The 22871-nt window shown below is 67.7% G+C and carries 22 protein-coding genes and 1 pseudogene; 4 read left to right on the top strand and 19 right to left on the bottom strand.

What is annotated here, in order from left to right:
• Positions 1–11 precede the first annotated feature (11 nt).
• The 8 genes and pseudogenes from apaG to AC5QAH_RS20860 form a co-directional block, all read right to left on the bottom strand.
• Positions 12–395, bottom strand: a complete 384-nt coding sequence (gene apaG, locus AC5QAH_RS20895; protein WP_005412297.1) for a Co2+/Mg2+ efflux facilitator ApaG/CorD — start codon at positions 393–395, stop codon at positions 12–14.
• A 13-nt stretch (positions 396–408) separates the two neighbouring features.
• Positions 409–1212 carry a 16S rRNA (adenine(1518)-N(6)/adenine(1519)-N(6))-dimethyltransferase RsmA gene (gene rsmA, locus AC5QAH_RS20890; protein WP_005408139.1) on the bottom strand — a complete coding sequence of 268 codons (804 nt, stop codon included), beginning with the start codon at positions 1210–1212 and terminating at the stop codon, positions 409–411.
• Entirely contained in the window at positions 1209–2189 is a 981-nt protein-coding gene (gene pdxA / locus AC5QAH_RS20885) for a 4-hydroxythreonine-4-phosphate dehydrogenase PdxA (RefSeq protein ID WP_241873303.1), read from the bottom strand. Before pdxA ends, rsmA begins: the two co-directional genes overlap by 4 nt.
• An 18-nt stretch (positions 2190–2207) precedes the next feature.
• Positions 2208–3539: pseudogene (locus AC5QAH_RS20880) on the bottom strand (peptidylprolyl isomerase); the annotation flags it as partial.
• The gene (gene lptD / locus AC5QAH_RS20875) at positions 3536–6037 is read right to left on the bottom strand and encodes an LPS-assembly protein LptD (protein ID WP_010481829.1); all 2502 of its coding nucleotides are present in this window, start codon (positions 6035–6037) and stop codon (positions 3536–3538) included. The gene lptD and the pseudogene AC5QAH_RS20880, both read right to left, overlap by 4 nt.
• Positions 6038–6126: 89 nt before the next feature.
• Positions 6127–7065, bottom strand: a complete 939-nt coding sequence (locus AC5QAH_RS20870) for a histone deacetylase family protein (RefSeq protein WP_019338104.1) — start codon at positions 7063–7065, stop codon at positions 6127–6129.
• Positions 7066–7074: 9 nt separating this feature from the next.
• The gene (locus AC5QAH_RS20865) at positions 7075–7629 is read right to left on the bottom strand and encodes a cob(I)yrinic acid a,c-diamide adenosyltransferase (RefSeq protein WP_043398096.1); all 555 of its coding nucleotides are present in this window, start codon (positions 7627–7629) and stop codon (positions 7075–7077) included.
• An 8-nt stretch (positions 7630–7637) separates the two neighbouring features.
• Positions 7638–8222, bottom strand: a complete 585-nt coding sequence (locus AC5QAH_RS20860) for a hypothetical protein (RefSeq protein ID WP_019338105.1) — start codon at positions 8220–8222, stop codon at positions 7638–7640.
• A 106-nt stretch (positions 8223–8328) separates the two neighbouring features.
• Here AC5QAH_RS20860 and ubiH point away from each other — a divergent pair, with 106 nt between their 5' ends.
• On the top strand, positions 8329–9537 hold the full coding sequence (ubiH, locus tag AC5QAH_RS20855) for a 2-octaprenyl-6-methoxyphenyl hydroxylase (RefSeq protein ID WP_019338106.1): 1209 nt from the start codon (positions 8329–8331) through the stop codon (positions 9535–9537).
• Positions 9534–10715: a UbiH/UbiF family hydroxylase gene (locus tag AC5QAH_RS20850; RefSeq protein ID WP_495232548.1), complete on the top strand. Its 1182-nt coding sequence runs from the start codon at positions 9534–9536 to the stop codon at positions 10713–10715. Before ubiH ends, AC5QAH_RS20850 begins: the two co-directional genes overlap by 4 nt.
• A 107-nt stretch (positions 10716–10822) precedes the next feature.
• On the opposite strand, the gene AC5QAH_RS20845 is transcribed toward AC5QAH_RS20850, so the two are convergent.
• The 6 genes from AC5QAH_RS20845 to AC5QAH_RS20820 all read right to left on the bottom strand — a co-directional run bounded on the left by AC5QAH_RS20845 (position 10823) and on the right by AC5QAH_RS20820 (position 16196).
• Positions 10823–11218 (bottom strand): EF-hand domain-containing protein, encoded by a 396-nt coding sequence (locus tag AC5QAH_RS20845; RefSeq protein ID WP_019337027.1) that lies wholly within the window; start codon positions 11216–11218, stop codon positions 10823–10825.
• 49 nt (positions 11219–11267) lie between these two features.
• On the bottom strand, positions 11268–12335 hold the full coding sequence (rlmM, locus tag AC5QAH_RS20840) for a 23S rRNA (cytidine(2498)-2'-O)-methyltransferase RlmM (RefSeq protein WP_010481817.1): 1068 nt from the start codon (positions 12333–12335) through the stop codon (positions 11268–11270).
• Positions 12319–12879 (bottom strand): nucleoside deaminase, encoded by a 561-nt coding sequence (locus tag AC5QAH_RS20835; RefSeq protein WP_004154307.1) that lies wholly within the window; start codon positions 12877–12879, stop codon positions 12319–12321. Before AC5QAH_RS20835 ends, rlmM begins: the two co-directional genes overlap by 17 nt.
• A 98-nt stretch (positions 12880–12977) precedes the next feature.
• Complete coding sequence (locus AC5QAH_RS20830; RefSeq protein ID WP_010481815.1) at positions 12978–13700, bottom strand: DUF6348 family protein; 723 nt, start codon at positions 13698–13700, stop codon at positions 12978–12980.
• 50 nt (positions 13701–13750) lie between these two features.
• Complete coding sequence (locus AC5QAH_RS20825; protein ID WP_010481813.1) at positions 13751–14404, bottom strand: membrane protein; 654 nt, start codon at positions 14402–14404, stop codon at positions 13751–13753.
• A 43-nt stretch (positions 14405–14447) separates the two neighbouring features.
• A complete protein-coding gene (locus AC5QAH_RS20820) occupies positions 14448–16196 on the bottom strand; it encodes a glutamine--tRNA ligase/YqeY domain fusion protein (RefSeq protein WP_191863298.1) in 1749 nt (582 codons plus the stop codon).
• A gap of 153 nt (positions 16197–16349) precedes the next feature.
• On the opposite strand from AC5QAH_RS20820, the gene AC5QAH_RS20815 reads away from it, so the two are divergent.
• Positions 16350–16613 carry a putative signal transducing protein gene (locus tag AC5QAH_RS20815; RefSeq protein ID WP_010481810.1) on the top strand — a complete coding sequence of 88 codons (264 nt, stop codon included), beginning with the start codon at positions 16350–16352 and terminating at the stop codon, positions 16611–16613.
• A gap of 30 nt (positions 16614–16643) precedes the next feature.
• A complete protein-coding gene (gene msrA, locus AC5QAH_RS20810) occupies positions 16644–17309 on the top strand; it encodes a peptide-methionine (S)-S-oxide reductase MsrA (RefSeq protein WP_043398134.1) in 666 nt (221 codons plus the stop codon).
• Positions 17310–17877: 568 nt separating this feature from the next.
• On the opposite strand, the gene AC5QAH_RS20805 is transcribed toward msrA, so the two are convergent.
• The 5 genes from AC5QAH_RS20805 to ahpC form a co-directional block, all read right to left on the bottom strand.
• Positions 17878–18834, bottom strand: coding sequence for a transaldolase (locus AC5QAH_RS20805; protein ID WP_125438309.1), 957 nt, complete (start codon positions 18832–18834; stop codon positions 17878–17880).
• Positions 18835–18884: 50 nt separating this feature from the next.
• Positions 18885–19289, bottom strand: coding sequence for a nucleoside diphosphate kinase regulator (gene rnk / locus AC5QAH_RS20800; protein ID WP_049453811.1), 405 nt, complete (start codon positions 19287–19289; stop codon positions 18885–18887).
• A gap of 123 nt (positions 19290–19412) precedes the next feature.
• The gene (locus tag AC5QAH_RS20795; RefSeq protein WP_010481807.1) at positions 19413–20375 is read right to left on the bottom strand and encodes a LysR substrate-binding domain-containing protein; all 963 of its coding nucleotides are present in this window, start codon (positions 20373–20375) and stop codon (positions 19413–19415) included.
• Positions 20376–20460: 85 nt separating this feature from the next.
• Positions 20461–22053: an alkyl hydroperoxide reductase subunit F gene (ahpF, locus tag AC5QAH_RS20790; protein ID WP_057503661.1), complete on the bottom strand. Its 1593-nt coding sequence runs from the start codon at positions 22051–22053 to the stop codon at positions 20461–20463.
• Between the two features lie 225 nt (positions 22054–22278).
• Positions 22279–22842 (bottom strand): alkyl hydroperoxide reductase subunit C, encoded by a 564-nt coding sequence (gene ahpC, locus AC5QAH_RS20785; protein ID WP_005408159.1) that lies wholly within the window; start codon positions 22840–22842, stop codon positions 22279–22281.
• Positions 22843–22871: the final 29 nt, after the last annotated feature.

The raw sequence follows: 22871 nt of genomic DNA, 5'->3' as shown, positions 1-22871 counted from the left end.
CGGCCTCCGTGTCAGTGCAGGGTACGCGGGATGGCCAGCACGAAAGGTGCGACCGGCGCGGCAAATTCGGTGCCGTCGTCGGCGACCATGTCGTAGTGGCCCTGCATGGTCCCGTGATCGGTCCCCAGCATGACACCGGACGTGTAATGGAAGTCTTCACCGGGACGCAGGCGCGGCTGCTCGCCGATCACCCCGTCGCCGTCGACATGCTCGACGCGGCCGTTGGCATCGGTGATGCGCCAGTGGCGTGCGACCAGGCGCGCGGCAACACGTCCCTGGTTGTGGATGCGGATCGTGTAGGCGAACGCATAGCGCCCGTCTTCCGGCGCGGATTGATCGTCGAGGAAGCGCGGTGCGACTTCGACGGAGATGGCATAAACGTCAGCGTCTTCCATACCGGCAGTGTAATCAGGAGGCATTGGCCAAGGCGATGAATTCGGCCACGTCCAGCTGTTCGGCGCGGGCATCGGGACGCACGCCGGCGGCAACGAACTGTTCGGCGGACACCACGTTGTTCAGGGCGTTGCGCAGGGTCTTGCGGCGCTGCCCGAAGGCGGCCTTGACCACCTCGGCGAAACGCTTGTGGTCGTTGATGTTGATTGTGGCCGGGTCACGCGGCACCAGCCGCACCACGGCCGAATCGACCTTCGGCGGCGGCCGGAACGCGCCCGGCGGCACCACGAACAGCGAGGTCACCTGGCAGTAGGCCTGCAGCATCACGCTGAGCCGGCCGTACACCTTGCTGCCGGGGCCGGCGGCCATGCGGTCGACCACTTCCTTCTGCAGCATGAAGTGCATGTCGCGGATCACCGCGGCATGTTCCAGTGCATGGAACAGGATCGGCGAGGAGATGTTGTAGGGCAGGTTGCCGACCAGGCGGATCGGCTGGCCGGCAGCCAGCTCGGTGAAGTCCACGCGCAGCACGTCGCGGTGGACGATGGTCAGCTCGCCCAGCGGCTCGGCGGCGGCGGTCAGCGGCGCGATCAGGTCGCGGTCGAACTCGATCACCGTCAGTTTCGGATGCACGCGCAGCAGCGGCAGGGTGATCGCGCCCTGGCCGGGACCGATCTCGACCAGGCGGTCACCGTCTTTCGGGTTGACCGCCATCACGATCTTGTCGATGTAGTGGCGGTCGGCCAGGAAATGCTGGCCAAGCTGCTTCTTGGCCGGGGCGGTGAACACCGGGCCGGAGGGGGAATGCGGGGAATTCATGCGCTCAGTGTACGTTGCCGCGCAAGCTGCGCACACAACGTCGTTGCCGCCTGCAGGCTGGAAGGATCGGCAATGCCGCGCCCGGCCATATCCAGTGCCGTGCCATGGTCCACCGCCACGCGCGGGTAGGGCAGGCCCAGGGTCAGGTTCACCGCCTGCTCGAAGCCCGAATACTTCAGCACCGGCAGGCCCTGGTCGTGGTACATCGCCAGCACGGTGTCGAAGCCCGCCAGCTTGGCCGGCAGGAAGGCGGTATCGGCCGGCAGCGGCCCGATCAGGTCCATGCCCTCGGCGCGCAGACGCTGCAGCAGCGGGATGATCAGGTCCAGCTCCTCACGACCCAGATGGCCGTCTTCGCCGGCGTGCGGATTCAGGCCGAGCACGGCGATGCGCGGCGCAGGCAGGCCGAACTCGCGGCGCAGGGCGGCATGCACGGTGCGCAGGATGTGTTCCAAGCGGGGCGCGGTGATCGCGTCGGCCACCTCGCGCAGTGGCAGGTGGGTAGTGGCCAGGGCCACGCGGACGATGTGGTTGGCCAGCATCATCACCACCTTCACCCCGGCCTGGTCGGCCAGCAGTTCGGTGGTCCCACTGTAGGCGATGCCACCTTCGTTGATGACCGCCTTGTGCACCGGGCCGGTGACCACGCCGTGCAGTTCGCCGGACAGGCAGGCCTGGCCAGCACCGAGCAGGGCACCGATGACGGCGCCGGCATTGGCCGGGTTGGCCTGGCCGAAGTGGCTGGGCACGGTATTGGCCACAACGCGCACACGCAGATCGCCGGGGACGCGTGCTTCGGCGTCCTCGGGCAGCAGCTGCAGCGGCAGGTTCAGCGCGGCGGCGGCCGCGCGCAGGGTATCCGGGTCGGCGAAGGCCAGCAGCCGGCAATCTTCACGCGGCTGCTGGACGAGGCGGACACACAGCTCCGGGCCGATTCCGGCGGGCTCGCCCGGTACCAGAGCGAGCTCGGGACGCATCGGTCAGGACTGCGGCGGCGTGGCGGTGTTTTCCGCGCGGTCCCCGCTGCGGAAGCTGACATAGGCTTCGCCGCGCAGTTCCTGCAGGAAGCGGTTGTACTCGTCTTCCAGCTTGCGGCGGCCGATGGTCTCGCGGACCTGGGCGCGCTGGTTGTCGTTGGTCACGTCGGTCTGGCGGGTGGCCACGCGCTGCACGATGTGCCAACCGGCATCGGTGCGGAACGGCTGGCTGACGCCGCCGTCCTGGATGCCGGCTACCTGCTGGCCGAACGCCGGACCGAACGCGTCGACCGGGAACCAGCCCAGATCGCCGCCCTGGCCCTTGCTGTTGTTGTCCTCGGAGGATTCCTTGGCCACGGTCTCGAAATCCGCGCCGCCGGCGATGCGGGCGCGCAGGGTATCGATCTTGGCCTTGGCGGCAGCGTCGGTCTGGTGATCGTCCACGCGCACCAGGATGTGGCGGCCGTGGTATTCGGTGACCGTGTGCGCGCCACCGCTGGCGGCGCTGGCATCACGCACTTCCACCAGCTTCAGCAACTGGAAGCCGCTGGGGCCGCGGATCGGGCCGACCACTTCGCCGGGTTTCATCTTTTCCATCAGCTGGGCAAAGGCCTGCGGGATTTCATCCAGGCTGCGCCAGCCCAGATCGCCGCCTTCCAGCGCGTTCGGGCTGTCCGAATAACGCACGGCGGCCGCGTTGAAGTCCAGCTCACCCTTGTCCAGCAGGGCCTTCACGCCCTCGGCCTTCTTCTGGCCGGTGGCGATCTGGTCGGCGTTGGAGCCGTCGGGCAGGGCGATCAGGATGTGCGCCAGGTGGTACTGGTTGCCCACCGTGGCCTGCTGCTTCAGCGCGGCGTCCACTTCACCCTCGCTGACGCTGATGCGGCTCTGCGCGAAGCTCTGGCGCAGGCGCTGCACGGTGATTTCATCGCGCACCGAAGCACGGAAATCGTTGAAATCGATGCCGTCGTGGGCCAGGCGCTGGCGCAGTGCATCCAGGTCCGAGCCGTTCTGCTGGGCGATGGCATTCATCGCCTGGTTCAGCTCCTGGTCGCTGACGCGGATGCCGCTGCCCTGGGCGCGGGCCACCTGCAGCTTGACCAGCACCAGGCGCTCGAGCACCTGGCGGCTGAGCACGTCTTCCGGCGGCAGCTGGTTTTCACGGCCGGCGTACTGCGCCTTGATGTTGGCGATCGCACGCTGGAGCTCGCTCTGCAGGATCACGTCCTCGTCGACGACGGCGGCGATGCGGTCCAACGGCTGCGCCTCCTGCGCGAGCACCTGCAGGGGGGCGGACACGCTGGACACCGCCAGCAGGGAGGCGAGAAGAACGGGGAAGCGCTTGGTCATGGGATCTGATTCGGATCGTAGTCATCCCGGGTCGCCCCGGTGTTGCTGGGCGGCACGAGATAGAGGTCGTCGCGGTTGTAGCCGAGGATAGCACGGCGCAGCGTACGGTCCGTGTCCTGGCCGATGGAGCTGAGGCCCTTGAGCACGAATTCCAGCTGGAAGGAATTGTTCATGTCGCCTTCGCGGTTGCGTACGTAGCGGCGGGCCACCGCACGGACCGCCAGGCAGCAGCTGTCCCACTGCACGCCGGCGATGATCTCCAGCGGTTCCTTGTCCTGCAGCGAGTAGTAATACCGGCCCACCAGGCTCCAGCGCGCATTCAGCGGGTACAGGAACGACAGGTCGGCCTGCTCCAGCAGGGTCCGGTCATGCTTGTTGGCGGTCGCCGGGGCGCCGGCGTTGATGCGGTAGCGGTAGCTGAGGTTGATCACGCCATCGTTGGGCATCAGATAGCGGGCGCGGACGCTGGCCAGATCCTCGCGCTTGTACTTCGGGTCCCACTGGTAGGTGGCGCCCAGGGTCCAGCGGTCGTTGATCATGTAGTTGCCGTCGGCGATCCAGGCCGACTTGCCCTTCTCCACCGGTGCGCCGCCCGGCGTGGTGCTGACCCGCGATTCGTCGAAGTACTGGATCTGGCCGATCGCGGCCGAGAAGCGTTCCTTGCCGGTGGTCTGGTCGATGAAGCGGGTGCCCAGTGCCAGGGTCAGCTGGTTGGCATCGTTCTGGCGGTCGGCGCCGGTATAGCGCGAGTCGCGGAACAGCTGGCCCCAGCTGAAGGTGAAGTCACGGGTGTCGAAGATCGGCAGCTCGTCCTGGTTGCGATAGGGCGTGCGCAGGTAGAACAGGCGCGGCTCCAGGGTCTGCAGGAATGACTTGCCACCGATCGACGTCTCGCGATCGAAGAACAGGCCGGCATCAAGGCTGCCGATCGGCAGGCTGCGGCTGGGCGAGGTATTGCCGCGCAGTTGTTCCGGGGTGGCCGTGGCCGGGTCGATGCCCTGCGAGCGCAGGATCTGGGCCTGGATGCCGTTGACGCCGTCGACCAGGCCGCGGTCCAGCTGGTAGGCCGTATAGCGGTAGGCCAGGGTCGGGGTGATGTACCAGGCCGCGCCACTGATCGGGAACGACACGTACGGCTTCACGTCCAGGCGCGAGCCACCGCTGATGCCAAGACCGGATGTCTGCTGGATGCCGTTCCGCGTGTACTGCAGATCCGTGCCCCGGTCCGGTCCGTACTTGAAGTTGACGTCGTCGTGGGTGAAGCGCACCGCTTCGGTGTAGATGCCGGTTTCCAGCCACGGCAGCACCGGCTTGTTCCAGTTGAAGAACAGGCGTGGCTCGCGGTTGTAGGGCAGGGCGCGCTCGTCGAGGGTGTAGTCGGTCAGCTGCCAGCGGTCGGCCATGATGCCGGCCGTCCAGTTCTGGCCGGTGCCGTACAGGCCGATGGTGCTCTGCAGGTTGGAGGCGGTCACGCCCACCAGGCGGTTGGCGAAGTCCTCGACATAACGCTCGTCGCTCACCCAGGCCAGGTTGGCGCGGGCCTGCCAGTGGCTGTTCACGTTGTGGTAGCCGTCGAACATCACCCGGCCGCGGTCGCGGTCGCGCAGCTTGTCGCTGGGCATGTAGCTGGTCAGCACCTCGCCACGGCCGCCGTTGTAGAGGTAGCGGAACTCGTTGTCGAGCAGCAGGCCGCGCCGGCTCATGTAGCGCGGGGTCAGGGTGTCATCGTAGTTCGGCGCCAGATTGAAGTAGATCGGCTGCGCGTAGTCGAAACCGTTGCGGCCGGACATGCCCAGCTGCGGGAACAGCAGGCCGGTCTTGCGGCGGTCATCGATCGGGAACTTGAAGTACGGCGCCCACAGCACCGGCACCTTGCCGATGCGCAGCACCGCGTTGCGGGCCGTGCCGAAGCCTTCGTCGTTGTCCACTTCGATCTGCGGCGCCGACAGCTTCCATACCGGCTGCGACGGGTCGCAGGTGGTGTAGGTGGAGCGGTGCATCTGGCCGACCGCGCCCTGCAGGTCGACCGACTCGGCATCGCCGTTGCCCCGGCGCGACACCAGCTGGTACTTGATGTCGGAGATCTTGTGGGTGTCGCTTTCCTGGTTGCCTTCGGCGCGCTTGGCGACCATCCGGATCGACCCGTCCTGGTAGCGGACATTGCCGTCGGCGATGTAGTTGCCGGTCTCGGTGTCGAAGCTGAGCTTGTCGGTGCCGACGAACTGGTCACCCCGGCGCAGTGCCACGTTGCCCTCGTACTGCGGCACGGTGGTGGTGCCCAGCAGCTGGTCACCTTCGATGTCGGTCGGCTGGTTCTCGCGGGCGGCCGCGGCGGCAGCCTTGTCCTGGGCCGGGACCGGGGTGGGGGCGTCGGTGAACGCGGGAATGACGTCGGTGGCCGGGCACAGGCCCCAGTTGAGCGGCTTATCATCGGCCATCGCCGGCAGGCTGATGGCGATGCTCAGAGGCAGGGGAAGCAGGCGGAGGGCTCGGCGCACGCGGTTCGGATTCGGGCGAAAACGGACGGTAGCTTGCCCCATCCCTTGCATAGGGGCAATGAAGGGCGCCAAAGCCTGCCGGTTCGGGTTCATCCGGCGGAGCCACCCGCAGAGGGTGTGATCAGGGCCTGGACATGGGCCACGCTGCATTCGGCCAGGGCCTGCAGGTCGTAGCCTCCCTCCAGCATCGAGACCACCCGGCCGGCCGCGTGACGGCGTGCCAGCGCGTGCAGTTCACGGGTGATCCAGGCGAAATCGTCGGTCTCCAGCATCAGGTCCGCCTGCGGATCACGCAGGTGGGCGTCGAAGCCGGCCGAGATCAGCAGCAACTGCGGGCGGAAGTCGTCGATGGCCGGCAGCATCTCGTCGGCCCAGACGTTGCGGAAGCGGAAGCCGCCGCTGCCCGGCGGCAGCAGGATGTTCATCAGGTTGCCGGCACCGCGGTCGCGGCGCAGGCCGGAATTGGGAAACAGCCCGGCCTGGTGGGTGCTGTAGTACGAGACCCGGGCATCGTGCTGGAAGATGTCCTGGGTGCCATTGCCGTGGTGCACGTCGAAATCGACCACCGCGATCCGCTCCAGGCCATGGCGGTCGCGGGCATAGGCGGCGGCGATGGCGATGTTGTTCAACAGGCAGAAGCCCATCGCCGTGCTGCTGGTGGCGTGGTGGCCCGGCGGGCGCACCGCGCAGAAGGCCAGCGGGTCCTCGCCCAGCATCACCGCATCGACTGCGGCCACACCGGCACCGGCGGCGTGCACGGCGGCGCTGGCCGAGCCGGGCGAGGTCCAGGTGTCCATGTCCAGCTGGCGCAGCGGCGCGGTCTGCGGCTGCAGCACGAAGTCGAGCAGGGCGCTGTCGTGGACCCGGGTCAGTTCGCCGAACTTGGCCGGCGGCGCTTCGCGCCAGTCCAGCTGGCCGGGGAAGGCCGCGTGCAGCGCGTCCAGCACATGCTGCAGGCGTTGCGGGCATTCGGGATGGCCGGGACCGGGGTCATGCAGCAGGCAGGACGGGTGGGTATAGACCAGCATCGTGCCGACTCAGCGCTGGCGCTGCTGCGGTTGCCACAGCGCTTCGCCCTGGCCATCGGCGCGGGCCAGCACCCGGGCCAGCACGAACAGCAGGTCCGACAGCCGGTTGAGGTACTGCAGCGCCTCGCTGCGCACGGCTTCGTGGCGGGCCAGGGTGACCGTTTCGCGCTCGGCGCGGCGGACGATGGTGCGGGCCAGATGGCAGCGTGCGGCGGCTTCGCCACCGGCTGGCAGGATGAATTCCTTCAGCATCGGCAGGTCGGCGTTGTAATGGTCCAGCTGCTGTTCCAGGGCCGAAACGTCGGCGGCATGGATCGCGGCGTGGCCGGGGATGCACAATTCGGCGCCCAGGTCGAACAGCTGGTGCTGCAGATGCACCACCAGCGCGCGCACATCCTCGGGCAGGGGTGCGGCCAGCAGCAGGCCGAGCGCGGCGTTGGCCTCGTCGACGGTGCCGAAGGACGCCACGCGGGCGTCATCCTTGGCCACGCGCTGGCCGTCGCCAAGGCCGGTACTGCCGTCGTCGCCGGTGCGGGTGTAGATGCGCGAGAGGCGATGACCCATGGCGCGGCTCAGTGGCGGATGTCGCGGCGGGCCTGCTGGAGCTTCAACACCTGCTCCACGGCCAGCTGCAGGGCGGCGGCCAGCGCCACATAGATCGCCGTGGTGCGCAGGTAGGGCCCGAACCACTGCGCGTAGTTCTGCGCCCAGCCGGCCAGGGTCGGCTCGGCCACGTTGCGGCTGGACCAGTAGAAGCCGCCCTGAGCCAGCAGGTGGCAGACCGCCACCGAGGCGACCAGCAGCAGTGCGCCCTTGGCCAGTACCGGCCAGCGCGCGCTCTGGTAGTTGCGGCCCAGCAGCATGCCGCCGGCCCACAAAGAGAAGTAGGCCGGCAGCAGCAGCCAGTAGCCCGGCGACACGCAGTAGTGCTGCCAGAAATCCAGTCCGCTGCTGCGGATCACGATCCAGTCGACCAGCACGGCGAACACCATCAGCAGCGGGAACGCCCAGCGCGTCCAGCGGGCCAGGTAGAAGCCACCGATGAAGAACACGGCCCAGGAGGCATCCGGAATGGCCGCGAAGTGGTTGACCCGGGTCGCCGCCAGCAGCAGTACGAGTACGGACAGGACGAAGGCGCGGTTGGCGGTATCGGACATGGCGGGGGCCCGGAGCGGATTCAGGTTTCATTCTAGCCCGCCGCGCAGGTTGGCGCAGGTGCCGCCCGTTCGGCGTACAGTCGGGACGAGCGCGTATCATGAACACATGAGTGAACGACATGACGTGCTGATCGTCGGTGGTGGCCTGGTCGGTGCCAGCCTGGCCATTGCCCTGGACCGCCTGGGCCGCGACGTGGGCCTGCTCGAGGCCAGCCCGGCCGGCGAGCTGCCCGCGGTGTTCGACCAGCGCAATCTCAGTTTCGCCGCTGCCACCGTCAATGCGCTGACCGCGCTGGGGGTGATGCAGAAGCTGGCGATGGCACCGGGCCCGATCCGGCGCATCCATGTCAGTCGTGCCGGCGATTTCGGCCGTGTGCAGCTCGAAGCGGCCGATTACGACCGGCCGTGGTTCGGCCAGGTGGTGGTCGCGCGCGATTTCGGCCAGGCGCTGGAAGCGCGGCTTCAGGAGCTGCCGCGCCTGCGCCGTTACCGGCCGATGCGGTTCCTGGGACTGGGCGAGGTGGTGGACGGCTACCGCCAGGTGCGGGTGGCTGACGAGGCGGGTGAACGCGTGCTGCTGGCACGTCTGGTGGTGGGGGCCGATGGCACCACCAGCGGCGTGCGTGGCGCGCTGGGCATCGAGGTCGACCGCCATGATTTCCAGCAGACCCTGTTCGTGGCCCGCGTGCGCAGCCAGCGCGCGCCGGACGGCACGGCCTGGGAGCGGTTCACCGATACCGGCCCGACTGCCCTGCTGCCGCGTGGCGATCGTCACTTCGGCACTGTGCATGGCGTAGCGCGCGACCACGCCGATGCGGTGATGGCGCTGGACGATGCGGCGTGGCTGCAACGCCTGCAGAACGCGATCGGCTGGCGTGCCGGCCGCCTGCTCGAATCTGGTCCACGCAGTGCTTATCCGCTCATCCAGGTACTGGCGCGCGCGCTGGCCGGTGAACGCACGGTACTGCTGGGCAATGCCGCGCAGACCATTCATCCGCTGGGTGCACAGGGCTTCAACCTGGGCCTGCGCGATGCGCTGACCCTGGCCGAGCTGCTGGAGGATGCGCATGAGGATGCCGGCAGTGATGCACTGCTGCAGGCCTATGTCGCGCGCCGCGAGGAAGACCGCCGGCAGACGGTGGCGTTCTCCGGCGGCCTGGCGCGCCTGACCAGCAACCCGGCGCCGCTGATGCGGCCGCTGCGCAGCCTCGGCCTGGTGGCCGCGCAACGCGCGTCGGTGCAGTCGATGCTGGTCGGTGGCGCGATGGGCTTCCGTGGCGACGTGCCGCGCCTGTGCCGTGGAGAAGCCGCATGAGCCGGCGCACGCGTCTTGATGTGGCCATCGTCGGTGGTGGCGTGGTCGGTGCCGCGTGTGCGCTGGCGCTGGCCGATGCCGGCCTGTCGGTTGCGCTGGTGGAAGGCCGTGAACCAGCGCCGTGGCAGGCCGCACAGCCTGACCTGCGCGTGTTCGCCTTTGCCGCCGACAACGTGCAGCTGTTGAACCGCCTGGGCGTGTGGCCGGCGATCGCGCAGGCCCGCGCCTGGCCCTACCGGCGCATGCAGGTGTGGGACGCGGCCGGTGGCGAGGATCTGCTGTTCGACGCTGATCGTTTCGGCCGGCGCGAACTGGGCTACATCGTCGAGAACGGCCTGCTGCAGGACCGCCTGTGGGCGGCGCTGCCGGCGGCGGGCGTGCAGTTGCACTGCCCGGCACGGGTGGAAGCACTGGAGCAGGACGAGGATGGCGTGCGCCTGCGCCTGGATGACGGTCGCCGCCTGGAAGCGGCGTTGGCGGTGGCCGCCGACGGTGCCGAGTCGACCCTGCGCCAGCTGGCCGGGATCGAGGTTGAAAAGCACGACTACCACCAGCGTGGCGTGGTGGCCTATGTGGACAGCGATCTTCCCAACCAGGCCACGGCCTGGCAGCGTTTCCTGCCGAGCGGTCCACTGGCGCTGCTGCCGGTGGCCGAGTGCCGCAGCTCGATCGTCTGGACCCTGCCTGAAGACGAGGCAACACGCGTGCTGGCGCTGGACGAAGATGCGTTCAACCGCGAACTGACCCGCGCCTTTGCGGCGCGGCTGGGTGACCTGCGGCTGGCCTCGCCGCGTGCGGCGTTCCCGCTGCGCCGGCAGCTGGCCCGTCACTATGTGGCCGGCCGCGTGCTGGCGCTGGGCGATGCCGCACATGTGGTGCATCCGCTGGCCGGGCAGGGCGTGAACCTGGGGCTGCGCGATGTCGCCGCCCTGCAGCAGTGGCTGGCACCGTCCGCCGAGCGTCGGGGCCAGCCGCGGCTGTCGCCGCAGCGACTGCAGCGCTGGGCACGCGAACGGCGCAGCGACAACCACATCGCCGCTTACAGCTTCGATGCGATCAACCGCCTGTTCTCCAACGACGAAATGCACCTGACCCTGGCCCGTGGTCGCGCGCTGGGCTGTGTCGGCAAATGGCCGCCGCTGGTGCAGGCGTTCTGGAAGCGCGCCGCTGGGGTGTAAGCGGAATACATGCCGCACGACGCTTCCGGCATCAGTGAACAAAAAAGGGGACGGAGGGGATCAAGTCGTTTGTGCCACAAACGACTTGATCCCCTCCGTCCCTTTTTTCAGTCGACCAGCCAACCGGCCAGGTCTGCACGATCCAGCTTGCCGCGACGCTTCACGTCCAGTGCATTGAACTCATCGGCCAGTGCCGGATTTGCCTGCGCTTCCTCGCGGCTGATGAAACCATCGCCGTTCACATCCAGCGCGGCGAAGTGGATGCGGTACTGGCCAACCACGCTGCTGGGCTCCAGCGAACGCACCGTCACCTGTGCCTCGCCGGCCGGCTGTGCAATCTCGACGCTGCCGCTGACCCGACCGGCATCCAGTGGCTGCTGGCGGATCGCGCCGCCGGTGGGGCCCAGCGGCTGGCTCTGCGCCGGGGTGTGCGGCAGGTGCTGGGCCATGGCCGGTGCGGCTGACAGCAAAGTGATCAGCAGGGTGAGCGAGTGGTAGCGCATGGTTCCGTTCCCCGGTAGCGCCGGGCCATGCCCGGCGGATGCAATGGGTTCAGCGCAGCGGCGAGGCCAGCACCGTGATTTCTTCCCGATCGTGATACAGCTGCTTGGCGCGCACCACCAGCGGCTTGCCGGCCTGGTCCTGGAACAGGTCCAGGCACAAGCGGGTTTCGTCCCAGCGCTTCTTCATCGGCAGCTTCAGGTTGAAGATCGCGTGCCGGCACCAGCCTTCGCGGAACCAGGTGGCCATGCGCTCGGCCACGCGCCGCGGCTGCTCGACCATGTCGCAGACCATCCAGTCCAGCGGCTGCTCCGGATGCCAATGGAAGCCATCGGCGCGCAGGTGCTCGACCAGGCCGGTGTCCAGCACGTGCTGGCGCAGCGGACCGTTGTCGATGCTCAGTACGTGCATGTGCTGGCGGGTCAGCACCCAGGTCCAGCCGCCCGGTGCGGCGCCCAGGTCGGCCGCACGCATGCCGGGCTTGGCCAGCGCTTCGCGCTCTTCCGGCGTCAGCAGGGTCAGCAGCGCTTCGTCCAGCTTCAGCGCCGAACGCGAAGGCGCTTCGGGCAGCAGCTTCAGGCGCGGGATGCCCAGTGCCCACGGCGCGCTGTCGGCCGGGTCGGCCACGCAGACGAAGGCGTGGGTACCGTCGACGAACACCACGTGCAGGCGCGGCAGGCGCGTATTGGGCTTGTCGGTCAGCTTGCCGGCCTTGCGCAGCGCCGGGCGCAGTGCATTGCCGAAGGCACGGGCCAACCCGGACAGCGGCTTGCCGGCGTCCGAATCGGGGTGCTCCACCCACAGGTCACCGAAGCGCGGCGCATCGGCCAGCACCTCCAGCATCGGGGTGATGCGATCGTTCGCGTCCAACTGCGGCAGCTCGGCCAGTACCACCAGCTTCTGCCGCGCGAAGATCAGCTCGCGCCAGCGCAGGCGCGGTGCCAGCGCAGCCGCCTCGTCGCACATGAACAGCACGTAGCCGTCATTGCGCTGGGTGCGCGCGTAGCCGGCGAAACCGGCTTCACCGGCGCGGAACTGCAGCTCGCCGGCCAGCTCGGGCTCGAAGCCCTGCCGGCACAGGCACAGCAGGCCGATGCCGGTTTCAGTAACGGGCGCCATCGCTTTCCCCATAGGCACGCAGCACGCTGCGCGCAGCGTCGCGGTTCAAGCCCTGCACGACTTCGATGCCGCGCTTGTTGAGTTCGCCCACCCAGTCGGCCGGCAGCGGGCCTTCGTCGAACGGGGTCAGTTCCTCGACGTCGGCCGAGTTGGCGCCGATCAGCAGGCGGTCGATGCCGGCCCATACGGTGGCGCCGTAGCACTGGCAGCACGGCTGCGAGCTGGTGGCCAGGGTGACAGGCGACAGCACCGCGTTCAGGCGCGGGGTCTGCAGGCGCTGCTGGGCCAGCATGTAGGCCATGTTCTCGGCATGCGCCAGCGAGGTCGCATGCGGCATCACCCGGTTCACGCCGGCGGCGATGACCTTGTCATCCGGGCCGAACACCACGGCACCGAACGGGCCGCCACTGGCGTGTTCGACGTTCAGCCGCGACAGCTCGATCGCCAGCGCGACCTTGGCCTCATCGCCCGGATATCGACGATCCAGGTCGATCTGGTCGTGGATCCAGGCGGGAAGGGTCAGGTGGACTTGCGCGTACAGCATCGCGGGGGTGCCTCGTAGTGGGATGGAAGAAAGTGCGGTTGCTTGGGAAACCGGCGCGCAGTGTAGCTGCACCGGCCTGTATCGGGTGTGGCGGCGGATCAGCCCGGTGAACCGGTACGGATCACCACGTACTGCTTGCGGAATTCCAGCCCGGCCTGCGGCCAGCTGGCCGCGTAGGCGCGCAGCAGGGGAAGGGCGCCGGCGAAGTCGTGGCCGTTGACCCGGCAATCGGCCTCGCACAGGCCATCGGCATCGCGCGAGGCGAACAGGCGGATGGCAAGGAACTGGCGCGCCTTCAGCAGGTCGTCGAAGGCGTCCATGCTCTTGGTGAACAGACAGCAGGGGCAGGAACCGTGGTCGTCCTCGCTGCAGGTGGAGGCATCCACCTCCTGCGCGCGGTAGTGCGCCAACGGCCCCAGCACCACGGTGCGTTCGTGTTCCTCGCCGTCGTCGCTGGCCGGATAGGTCAGGCCCAGCATCGGCAGGCCCTGTGCATCTTCGGCGCCGATCGCGGTCTGCAGGGTCGCCAGGTCCACCCGCACCCAGGTCTGGAAGCCGGACAGCAGCGACGCCTGCTCATCGGCACCGTTGGCGTGCTGGTACTCGAACAGGCCATCGGCGAACAGCACGGGGTGCTCGATCTCGATGACCGTGGAGGTCTGCCAGCCGCCGTTGTCGCGCGCGTGTGCCGCCATCGCATGCGGTGTCAGGCGCAGGCCGCTGTCCAGCAGCAGCGCGCCGCCGTCGACGCGACTGGCGATGCCGGCGTCCTGCAGGACCTGCTGCAGCAGCGGGAGGAGGGCGGCGGAGGTCGTGGTCATGTCAGGCCTGTGGGTGGATGGGGTGAAACATCCAGGCAGGGCCTGGGGATCTAGCGGTCGAGCGCGTCGAGTTCGGCGCGATATCGCAGCGCGTCGGGCTGCTGTTGCGGATCGTTGCCGTGGTCGCGCAGCCAGGTTTCCAGCTCGCGGCGATAGTCCGCGCGGAAACCGGCATTGCCCGGGCTGAAGTGCAGCTTGCGTGCCGCCACCTCCACGCGCTCGCGCGCAGTGGCACGGGCCTGGGCGATGCCGTGCGGGGATTCGTTGGTGAGGATGACGAAGTTGCGCGGGAAACCCGGCGTGTACTTCACCACGAATGGCTGGTCGGGCGCCGGGATGCGGATCGCGTTCTCCAGCGGCCACAGCGAGGCGGTGTTGGTGTGGAACACCACTTCCACATCGCGGCCTTCGGCAGTGCGCAGTACCGCTTCGTAGCGCCAGATGTACTGCTCGTTCATCGTCGAGCTGGTCCGCTCGGACTTCACGATCACCGCTTCACCGCGCTCGCCCACCACGTTGAGGAAGGCGGCGTTGAGAAAGTGGCCGAGGAAGATGTTGAGCATCGCCAGCGGGAACACCACGATGGCGTAGCCCGGAAAGCGCCGCCACCACGAGACCAGCCCGGCCAGCACCATCGCCGAAAAGAACGTCAGCAGCGGATGCTGCGAGATGAACCAGAGCAGGGCGGAAAGGGCGGTGATCATCGTAGGGTTCGTGCGGGCGCCTTCCCGGCGCCCGCGCAGGTCCTCAGGCCGACCAGGTGTCGCGCAGGGTCACGCTGCGGTTGAACACCGGCTTGGCCTCGGTGTGGTCGCGGCGGTCGGCCACGAAGTAGCCGGTACGCTCGAACTGGAACGACTGCTCCGGCGCGGCGCTGGCCGCGGCCGGCTCGACATAGCCGGTGACGGTGCGGCGCGATTCCGGGTTGAGGTAGTCGCGGTAGGTCTTGCCTTCCGATTCGTCGTCCGGATTGGCCACCGAGAACAGGCGGTCATACAGGCGGATCTCGGCCGGTACGCCGTGCACGGCGCTGACCCAGTGGATGGTGCCCTTGACCTTGCGGTTGGCGCCTTCCATGCCCGGACGCGATTCGGGATCCAGCCAGCCGCGCAGCTCGGTGATGGCGCCGTCGGCATCCTTGATCACTTCATCGCAGCGGATGATGCCGGCGCCGCGCAGGCGCACTTCGCCACCCGGGACCAGGCGCTTCCAGCCCTTCGGCGGTACTTCGGCGAAGTCCTCGCGGTCGATCCACACTTCGCGTGCGAACGGTACTTCGCGGCTGCCGAAGCTCTCGTCCTTCGGGTGGTTGCTGAAGGTCAGCTGTTCTTCGTGGCCTTCCGGCAGGTTGGTCAGCACCAGCTTGACCGGATCGATCACCGCCATGCGGCGCGGCGCGGCACTGTCCAGGTCTTCGCGCAGCGCGCCTTCCAGCACGCTGAAGTCGATCAGCGAGTTCTGCTTGCTGATGCCCACGCGTTCGGCGAACAGGCGCATCGCCGCAGGGGTATAGCCACGGCGACGCAGGCCCTGCAGGGTCGGCATGCGCGGGTCTTCCCAGCCGTCCACCAGCTGTTCGGTGACCAGCGCCATCAGCTTGCGCTTGCTCATCACCGTGTAGTTGATGTTCAGGCGCGAGAACTCGATCTGGCGCGGCTTGGCCGCTTCGCGCGGCAGGCCGGCGTCGACCAGCGGCTGGGTCAGCGCATCGTCATGGGCGAAATCGACGTTGTCCACGCACCAGTCGTACAGCGGGCGGTGGTCTTCGAATTCCAGCGTGCACAACGAGTGGGTGATGCCCTCGATCGAATCACCCAGCGCATGGGCGAAGTCGTACATCGGGTAGATCGGCCACGCGTTGCCGGTGTTCTGGTGCTCGACGTGCTTGATGCGGTACAGCGCCGGATCGCGCAGGTTGATGTTGCCGCTGGCCATGTCGATCTTGGCGCGCAGGGTACGCGCGCCATCCGGGAATTCACCGGCCCGCATGCGGCGGAACAGGTCGAGGTTTTCCTCGACGCTGCGGTCGCGCCACGGCGACGGGCGGCCCGGCTCGGTCAGGGTGCCGCGGTAGGCGCGCACTTCCTCGGCCGACAGGTCGCAGACATAGGCCTTGCCCTGTTCGATCAGCTTCTCGGCGGCCAGGTAATAAGTCTGGAAGTAGTCCGAGGCGTGGCGCAGCTCGTTCCAGCTGAAGCCCAGCCAGCGCACGTCGTCCTGGATCGCGGCCACGTATTCCGGATCTTCCTTGGCCGGGTTGGTGTCGTCGAAACGCAGGTTGCAGACGCCGCTGAATTCACCGGCGATGCCGAAGTTCAGGCAGATCGACTTGGCGTGGCCGATGTGCAGGTAGCCGTTCGGCTCCGGCGGGAAGCGGGTCTTGATCGCCTGGTGCTTTCCGCTGGCCAGGTCCTCGCGCACGATCTGGCGGATGAAATCGCGCTTTTCGTGGCTGTCGGCGGGGGTCTCGGGGCTGGCGGGGGTGTGCTCGGACATGAGTCGGCGAAAAGAAAGGCAGAAAGACCAACAGTCTAGCGCGTACGGGGCAGGGCTGCCCGGTAGGGCTGGCCGGCGGAATGGTCACGCGCCGTCACCACCACCATTCAGCCCCCGGGCGTATGCTGGACCCATGTCCCATGGAGCCGCCGCATGCACATCGTGTACAAGGCCGACAACCTGTTCGACGCCCACCTGGTCAAGCACGCGCTGGAAGATGCCGGCATCCCGGCCTTCGTGTTCGGCGAGTCGCTGCTGGGTGGCATGGGCGAGCTGCCGCTGTTCGGCGTGCTGCGGGTGGGCATCCCCGACGCGGCGCGGCCGCAGGCCGAGGACATCGTGGCGGCGCTGGACTTGGGCCACGCGCCGGACGCCCCCATCTCAGATGCAGACGACATAGCCGGACTTCCGGCGTAGGAGCGCATCATGTTGGGAATTGGCCAGGGCATCCTCGGCATCGGCGCCTTCAAGCAGCGCCTGCCGCGCCCGGAAGAAGCACTACCGGGGCGTGACCAACCGCTGCCGCTGCACAGCAACCAGCACTTCGTGAACAGCCATCCGCTGAAGGACCGTTTCGCCGGCCTGCAGCAGATCCGTTTCGCGCTGGGCTGCTTCTGGGGCGCTGAGCGCAAGTTCTGGACCGAACCGGGCGTGTACAGCACCTCGGTCGGCTATGCCGGCGGCATTACCCCGAACCCGACCTATGAAGAGGTCTGCTCGGGCCTGACCGGCCACACCGAAGTGGTGCAGGTGGTGTTCGACCCGGCGGTGGTGAGCCTGGAGCGGCTGCTTCAGCTGTTCTGGGAGAGCCACGACCCGACCCAGGGCATGCGCCAGGGCAACGACACCGGCACCCAGTACCGCTCGGCGATCCACGCCACCGACGAGGCGCAGTACAAGGCAGCGCTGGCCAGCCGCGAGGCCTACCAGGCGCAGCTGGACGCCGCCGGTTATGGCCCGATCACCACCGAGATCGTGTATCCGGCGCCTGAGTATTACTACGCCGAGGATTACCACCAGCAGTACCTGGCGAAGAACCCGAACGGTTACTGCGGTATCGGCGGCACCGGCGTGAGCTGCCCGATCGGGTTGGATGTGGAGGTGCCGCGCTGACGCGCGGTGGTCCGCCTGCGGCGGGCAACGTCAACGGCTGAAAGCCAAAGCCAAAGCCAAAGCGGCTCTGGGTTGCTGCTTGTTGGGTGGGGCGGTGTGGGTTGGCAGGACACGCCGTAAACCCGTCCTTGGGGGCTCGATGGCGCCATCCATGGCGCCAACGGTCCTGCCAACCCACACCGCCCCACCCCCGACAGTTTCCCGGTGACGGTGGGAAAGAGCATTGGGTTACTGACGAACTGATGGAAAGCAAAAAGGACGCGGCGTTCGCCGCGTCCTTTTTGTTTGGTTCTGCATTGCCCTTGTAGAGCCGAGCCATGCTCGGCTCCGAGCAAGCGAAGCGCGCGACCCGCTGTTGCTCTTCTTTCCTTCTTCCGTGGCGGGCGGCCGCAGGAAACTGTCGAAGGCAGGGCGGGTGGGTCGTGCAGGGGCGTGAGCCGCATGGATGCGGCGACCGAGCTTACATGGACGTACTTGCAGCGTCCCCTGCATGGCCCACCCGCCCTGCCAATCCCACGATCTGCCTTGCGCGACCCGCCACGAGGGGCTCAGCCGTTGGCCGGAACCCTCACAGTGCCTCGCGGATCCGCTGACGCAGTGCTTCCAGATCCTTGGCAAACGCCTCGATACCGGTTGCCAGCTTCTCGGTCGCCATCGGATCGGCCGCCAGATCCGCCGCGAACTTCGCCGCATCGATCGGGGTCACCGCCACGCCGTCGGCGGCACCGGCCACCAGCTTGCGCGGCAGCTCGCCGTGGTCGGCGTCCAGCTTCTCCAGCAGGTCCGGCGAAATCGTCAGGCGGTCGCAGCCGGCCAGTGCTTCGATCTGCGCGGTCGAACGGAACGAGGCACCCATCACCACCGTCGACGAACCGCGACGCTTGAATTCGGCATACACGCCACGCACGAACTTCACGCCCGGGTCTTCGTCGATGCTGGCCGGGGTCTGGCCGTTGGCCACGTACCAATCGAGGATGCGGCCGACGAACGGCGAGATCAGGAACGCGCCGGCTTCGCTGCAGGCCAGCGCCTGGGTCGGGTTGAAGATCAGGGTCAGGTTGCAGTCGATACCCTCGGCCTGCAGGATGCGCGCGGCTTCCACGCCTTCCCAGGTCGCGGCGATCTTGATCAGGATCTTCTCGCGCGGCACGCCTGCATCAGCGTACATCTGGATGAACTGGCGGGCCTTGGCCACGGTGGCGGCGGTGTCGTAAGCCTGGTCGGCATCCACTTCGGTGGACACGCGGCCCGGTACCAGCGTGCTCAGCAGCGCGCCGACGCCGATGGTCAGGCGGTCGGCCACGGCATGCACCACGGCTTCGCGGTCGCCACTCTGCTGGCGGCCCCAGGCCAGTTCGCGTTCGATCAGCTCGGCGTAGACCGGCAGGTCCAGCGCCTTCTTCACCAGGGTCGGGTTGGTGGTGCAGTCCACCGGCTGCAGGCGCTTGATGGCGTCGTAGTCACCGGTATCGGCAACGACCACGGACAGTTCGCGCAGCTGGGACAGTTTGGACGGGGTACTCATTACGGCTCCTGGTGCAGGGGGATCGAATCGCGCGCGGTGCGCAGCGGTAATCAGGGGCGGACGTTGTGAACCGCGGTCACGCGCAGGCGCAGCTTGCGGCCGCCGGGCGCGTTCCAGTCGATGCTCTGGCCGATCGAAAGGCCGAGCAGGGCACTGCCGACCGGGGCCAGCACGGAAACCTTGCCTTCATCGACGTTGGCTTCGCGGGGGAAGACCAGGGTCAGGACGTGCTTCTCGCCCGAGACTTCATCTTCGCACTCCACGCGCGAATGCATCATGACGATGCCTTCGGGAATCTGGTCCGGTGCCAGCACGGTGGCACGGTTGAGTTCTTCAGCAAGCGCGAGCGCGGCAGGCGTCTGGCTCAGCGCAGGGGATTCGAGCATGGCGTCCAGGCGGTCCATGTCGAAGGTGGAAACGGTGATCGACGGCGGCAGGCCGCTGGCGGTACTCATGGTGAAGCTCCTTGGTTGAAAGCCATGCAAAAGGCGGCACCTGCTGGCGCCGCCTGTCTGTATTGTGGGGACAAATGCGGCCGGAATCGACTCCTGCCGATTCCAGGCCGGTACTGCGGGGGCTCAGCCGTTCAGCGCGGGGCCGGGCAGGGCGGCAGTGTCGCCGGCGGTGTTGACCGCCTCCAGGGTGAACAGCGCCTGCGGCAGGCGCTTGAACTGGTCGGCCAGCTCCATCAGGAAGTCGTTCATGGCCGAGCTGCGGCGCCAGATCATGGCGATGCGGCGGCTGGGACGGCCTTCGCCGGTGAAATCGAGCAGGCGGATGTTGTTCGAGCGCGGGACCGGCGGTTGCACCGACAGGCTCGGCAGCAGGGTGATGCCGACGTCGGCGGCAACCATCTGCCGCAGCGTCTCCAGGCTGGTGGCGCGGAACTCGGACTTCTCGTTGGCGCCGAACAGGCGGCAGACTTCCAGCGCCTGGTCGCGCAGGCAATGCCCGTCTTCCAGCAGCAGCAGCTTCTGCGTGGCCAGTTCCTGCACGTCCAGGTGCTCGCGGCGGGCCAGCGGGTGGCGCCCGGAAACAGCCAGCAGGAACGGTTCTTCGAACAGGAACTCGGCGTGCAGCTGGTCGTCGATCACCGGCAGGGCAAGCAGCGCAGCATCGAGTTTGCCTTCGCGCAGGCGGTCGAGCAGCACATCGCTCTTTTCCTCGACCAGCAGCAGTTCCAGCTCCGGGAAGCGATCGCGGATGCGCGGGATCACATGCGGCAGCAGGTACGGGCCCAGGGTCGGGAAGATCCCCAGGCGCACCGTACCGGCTTCCGGGTCGCGGCTGCGTCGCGCCGCTTCCTTCAGCTGTTCCACTTCGGACACGATCACCCGCGCCCGCGCGGCAGCCTCCTGGCCGGCCGGGGTCAGCATCACCTTGCGCGGTGCGCGTTCCACCAGCGGCAGGCCCAGCTCTTCTTCCAGCTTGCGGATCTGCGTGGACAGCGTGGGCTGGCTGACGAAGCAGGAGGCGGCAGCCCGGCCGAAATGCTTGTGGTCGGCCAGGGCTACCAGGTACTTCAGATCACGTAGGTTCATCCTTACACCCCAGGGGTAACGGACCGGCTGACGGCGTGGTTACCCGACAGGCAGACAATGTTCCCGGTGATCTGGGAACGGTGGATCAGGCAGCTTCAGCAACGGCACCGCTGCTGCTGCTCACCGACGAGCGGATCAGGTGGTCGAACGCGCTCAGTGCGGCGGTCGAACCGGCGCCCATGGCGATGATGATCTGCTTGTAGGGTACCGTCGTGCAATCGCCAGCAGCGAACACACCCGGCAGGTTGGTCTGGCCGCGGTCGTCGATGACGACCTCGCCACGCGGCGACAGCGCCACGGTGTCCTTCAGCCACTCGGTGTTGGGCAGCAGGCCGATCTGCACGAAGATGCCTTCCAGCTCGACGCGGTGGGCGTCGCCGCCGACGCGGTCCTTGTAGACCAGGCCGGTGACACGGCTGCCGTCGCCCAGCACCTCGGTGGTCTGCGCGCTGGTCAGCACGGTGACGTTGGCCAGGCTGCGCAGCTTCTTCTGCAGTACTTCATCGGCGCGCAGGCTGGAATCGAATTCCAGCAGGGTCACATGCGACACGATGCCGGCCAGGTCGATGGCCGCTTCCACGCCGGAGTTGCCGCCGCCGATCACCGCCACGCGCTTGCCCTTGAACAGCGGACCATCGCAGTGCGGGCAGTAGGCCACGCCCTTGTTGCGGTACTGGTCCTCGCCCGGCACGTTCATCTGCCGCCAGCGTGCGCCGGTGGACAGGATCACCGAGCGCGACTTCAGCACCGCGCCGTTCTCCAGCTGCACCTGCACCAGGCCGTCATCACCGGCCGGCACCAGCGCGCTGGCGCGCTGCAGGTTCATGATGTCCACCTCGTACTCGCGCACGTGCTGTTCCAGCGCCGTGGCCAGCTTCGGGCCTTCGGTCTCCTTCACCGAAATGAAGTTCTCGATCGCCATGGTGTCCAGCACCTGGCCACCGAAACGCTCGGCGGCGATGCCGGTGCGGATGCCCTTGCGTGCGGCGTAGATCGCTGCTGCCGCACCAGCCGGGCCACCGCCCACCACCAGCACGTCGAAGGCGTCCTTGGCGGCGATCTTCTCGGCATCGCGCTTGCTGGCGTTGGTGTCCAGCTTGGCCACGATCTGCTCGAGGGTCATGCGGCCCTGGTCGAACACTTCACCGTTGAGGTAAACGGTCGGCACCGACATGATCTCGCGCTTCTCGACTTCGTCCTGGAACAGGGCACCGTCGATGGCCACGTGCTGGATGCGCGGGTTGAGCACCGCCGCCAGGTTCAGCGCCTGCACCACGTCCGGGCAGTTCTGGCAGGACAGCGAGAAGTAGGTTTCGAACCGGTACTCGCCTTCCAGGTTCTGCACCTGCTCGATCAGCTCGGCGGTGGCCTTGGACGGGTGGCCGCCCACCTGCAGCAGGGCCAGCACCAGCGAGGTGAACTCGTGGCCCATCGGCAGGCCGGCGAAGGTCAGGTGGATATCCTGGCCCGGCGTGCCCAGGTCGAACGAGGGCACTCGGCCCTGGCCGTCACGCAGCACCTGCAGCGAGATCTTGTCCGACAGGCTTTCCAGGGTCTGCAGCAGTTCCAGCATTTCCTGCGACTTGGCGCCGTCGTCGGCGTGCGCGGTGATCTGGATCGGGCGGGTCACGCGCTCCAGATAGGTCTTCAGCTGCGACTGCAGGTTGGCGTCCAACATCGGGTCATCTCCTGGCTTCAGGCAAACAGGGGGCGTGGCACCGCTGTAGAAGGTAGCGGACCAGCAGGGGGTAGGGGTGAACCCAAGACAGCGACCGTGGAAGGGGCTGGCTGGCCAAGGCTGGCGCGCGTTGGCTGTCTTGGGTTCACCCCCACGCCGGCGGGGGGACCGGCACGGGGATGAAAGGCGCGCCGTGGCGTGGGGCCACGGCAGGCCGGTACTGCGTTAGATCTTGCCGACCAGGTCCAGCGACGGGGTCAGGGTCTTCTCGCCTTCCTTCCACTTGGCCGGGCAGACCTGGTTCGGGTTGGCGGCGGTGAACTGGGCAGCCTTCAGCTTGCGCAGGGTCTCGGAGACGTCACGGGCGATCTCGTTGGAGTGGATCTCCAGGGTCTTGATCACGCCTTCCGGGTTGATGATGAAGGTGCCGCGCAGGGCCAGGCCTTCTTCCGGAATGTGCACGCCGAAGGCATTGGTGAGCTGGTGGGTCGGGTCGCCGACCAGCGGGAACTGGGCCTTGCCGACGGCCGGCGAGGTTTCGTGCCACACCTTGTGCGAGAAGTGGGTATCGGTGGTGACGATGTAGACCTCGGCGCCGGCCTTCTTGAACTCGGCGTAATGGTCAGCCGCGTCCTCGATCTCGGTCGGGCAGTTGAAGGTGAAGGCGGCCGGCATGAAGATCAGGACGGACCACTGGCCCTTCAGGCTGGCGTCGGAAACCTTGATGAACTCGCCATTGTGGTAAGCGTTGGCTTCGAACGGCTGGATCTGGGTGTTGATCAGGGACATCGTTTTTCCTCTGGTGAAGGGGAGTGGGT

This window comes from Stenotrophomonas sp. YJH_SMC_43 (genome assembly GCF_059372535.1).
This window is presented reverse-complemented; position numbering and strand designations above follow the sequence as displayed.

Excerpts from the sequence above, each read along its gene's own strand:
- apaG (WP_005412297.1), bottom strand. The coding sequence starts at position 395 with ATGGAAGACGCTGACGTTTATGCCATCTCCGTCGAAGTCGCACCGCGC.
- rsmA (WP_005408139.1), bottom strand. The coding sequence starts at position 1,212 with ATGAATTCCCCGCATTCCCCCTCCGGCCCGGTGTTCACCGCCCCGGCC.
- pdxA (WP_241873303.1), bottom strand. The coding sequence starts at position 2,189 with ATGCGTCCCGAGCTCGCTCTGGTACCGGGCGAGCCCGCCGGAATCGGC.
- AC5QAH_RS20870 (WP_019338104.1), bottom strand. The coding sequence starts at position 7,065 with ATGCTGGTCTATACCCACCCGTCCTGCCTGCTGCATGACCCCGGTCCC.
- AC5QAH_RS20865 (WP_043398096.1), bottom strand. The coding sequence starts at position 7,629 with ATGGGTCATCGCCTCTCGCGCATCTACACCCGCACCGGCGACGACGGC.
- AC5QAH_RS20860 (WP_019338105.1), bottom strand. The coding sequence starts at position 8,222 with ATGTCCGATACCGCCAACCGCGCCTTCGTCCTGTCCGTACTCGTACTG.
- ubiH (WP_019338106.1), top strand. The coding sequence starts at position 8,329 with ATGAGTGAACGACATGACGTGCTGATCGTCGGTGGTGGCCTGGTCGGT.
- AC5QAH_RS20850 (WP_495232548.1), top strand. The coding sequence starts at position 9,534 with ATGAGCCGGCGCACGCGTCTTGATGTGGCCATCGTCGGTGGTGGCGTG.
- AC5QAH_RS20845 (WP_019337027.1), bottom strand. The coding sequence starts at position 11,218 with ATGCGCTACCACTCGCTCACCCTGCTGATCACTTTGCTGTCAGCCGCA.
- rlmM (WP_010481817.1), bottom strand. The coding sequence starts at position 12,335 with ATGGCGCCCGTTACTGAAACCGGCATCGGCCTGCTGTGCCTGTGCCGG.
- AC5QAH_RS20835 (WP_004154307.1), bottom strand. The coding sequence starts at position 12,879 with ATGCTGTACGCGCAAGTCCACCTGACCCTTCCCGCCTGGATCCACGAC.
- AC5QAH_RS20830 (WP_010481815.1), bottom strand. The coding sequence starts at position 13,700 with ATGACCACGACCTCCGCCGCCCTCCTCCCGCTGCTGCAGCAGGTCCTG.
- AC5QAH_RS20825 (WP_010481813.1), bottom strand. The coding sequence starts at position 14,404 with ATGATCACCGCCCTTTCCGCCCTGCTCTGGTTCATCTCGCAGCATCCG.
- AC5QAH_RS20820 (WP_191863298.1), bottom strand. The coding sequence starts at position 16,196 with ATGTCCGAGCACACCCCCGCCAGCCCCGAGACCCCCGCCGACAGCCAC.
- AC5QAH_RS20815 (WP_010481810.1), top strand. The coding sequence starts at position 16,350 with ATGCACATCGTGTACAAGGCCGACAACCTGTTCGACGCCCACCTGGTC.
- AC5QAH_RS20805 (WP_125438309.1), bottom strand. The coding sequence starts at position 18,834 with ATGAGTACCCCGTCCAAACTGTCCCAGCTGCGCGAACTGTCCGTGGTC.
- rnk (WP_049453811.1), bottom strand. The coding sequence starts at position 19,289 with ATGAGTACCGCCAGCGGCCTGCCGCCGTCGATCACCGTTTCCACCTTC.
- AC5QAH_RS20795 (WP_010481807.1), bottom strand. The coding sequence starts at position 20,375 with ATGAACCTACGTGATCTGAAGTACCTGGTAGCCCTGGCCGACCACAAG.
- ahpF (WP_057503661.1), bottom strand. The coding sequence starts at position 22,053 with ATGTTGGACGCCAACCTGCAGTCGCAGCTGAAGACCTATCTGGAGCGC.
- ahpC (WP_005408159.1), bottom strand. The coding sequence starts at position 22,842 with ATGTCCCTGATCAACACCCAGATCCAGCCGTTCGAAGCCAACGCTTAC.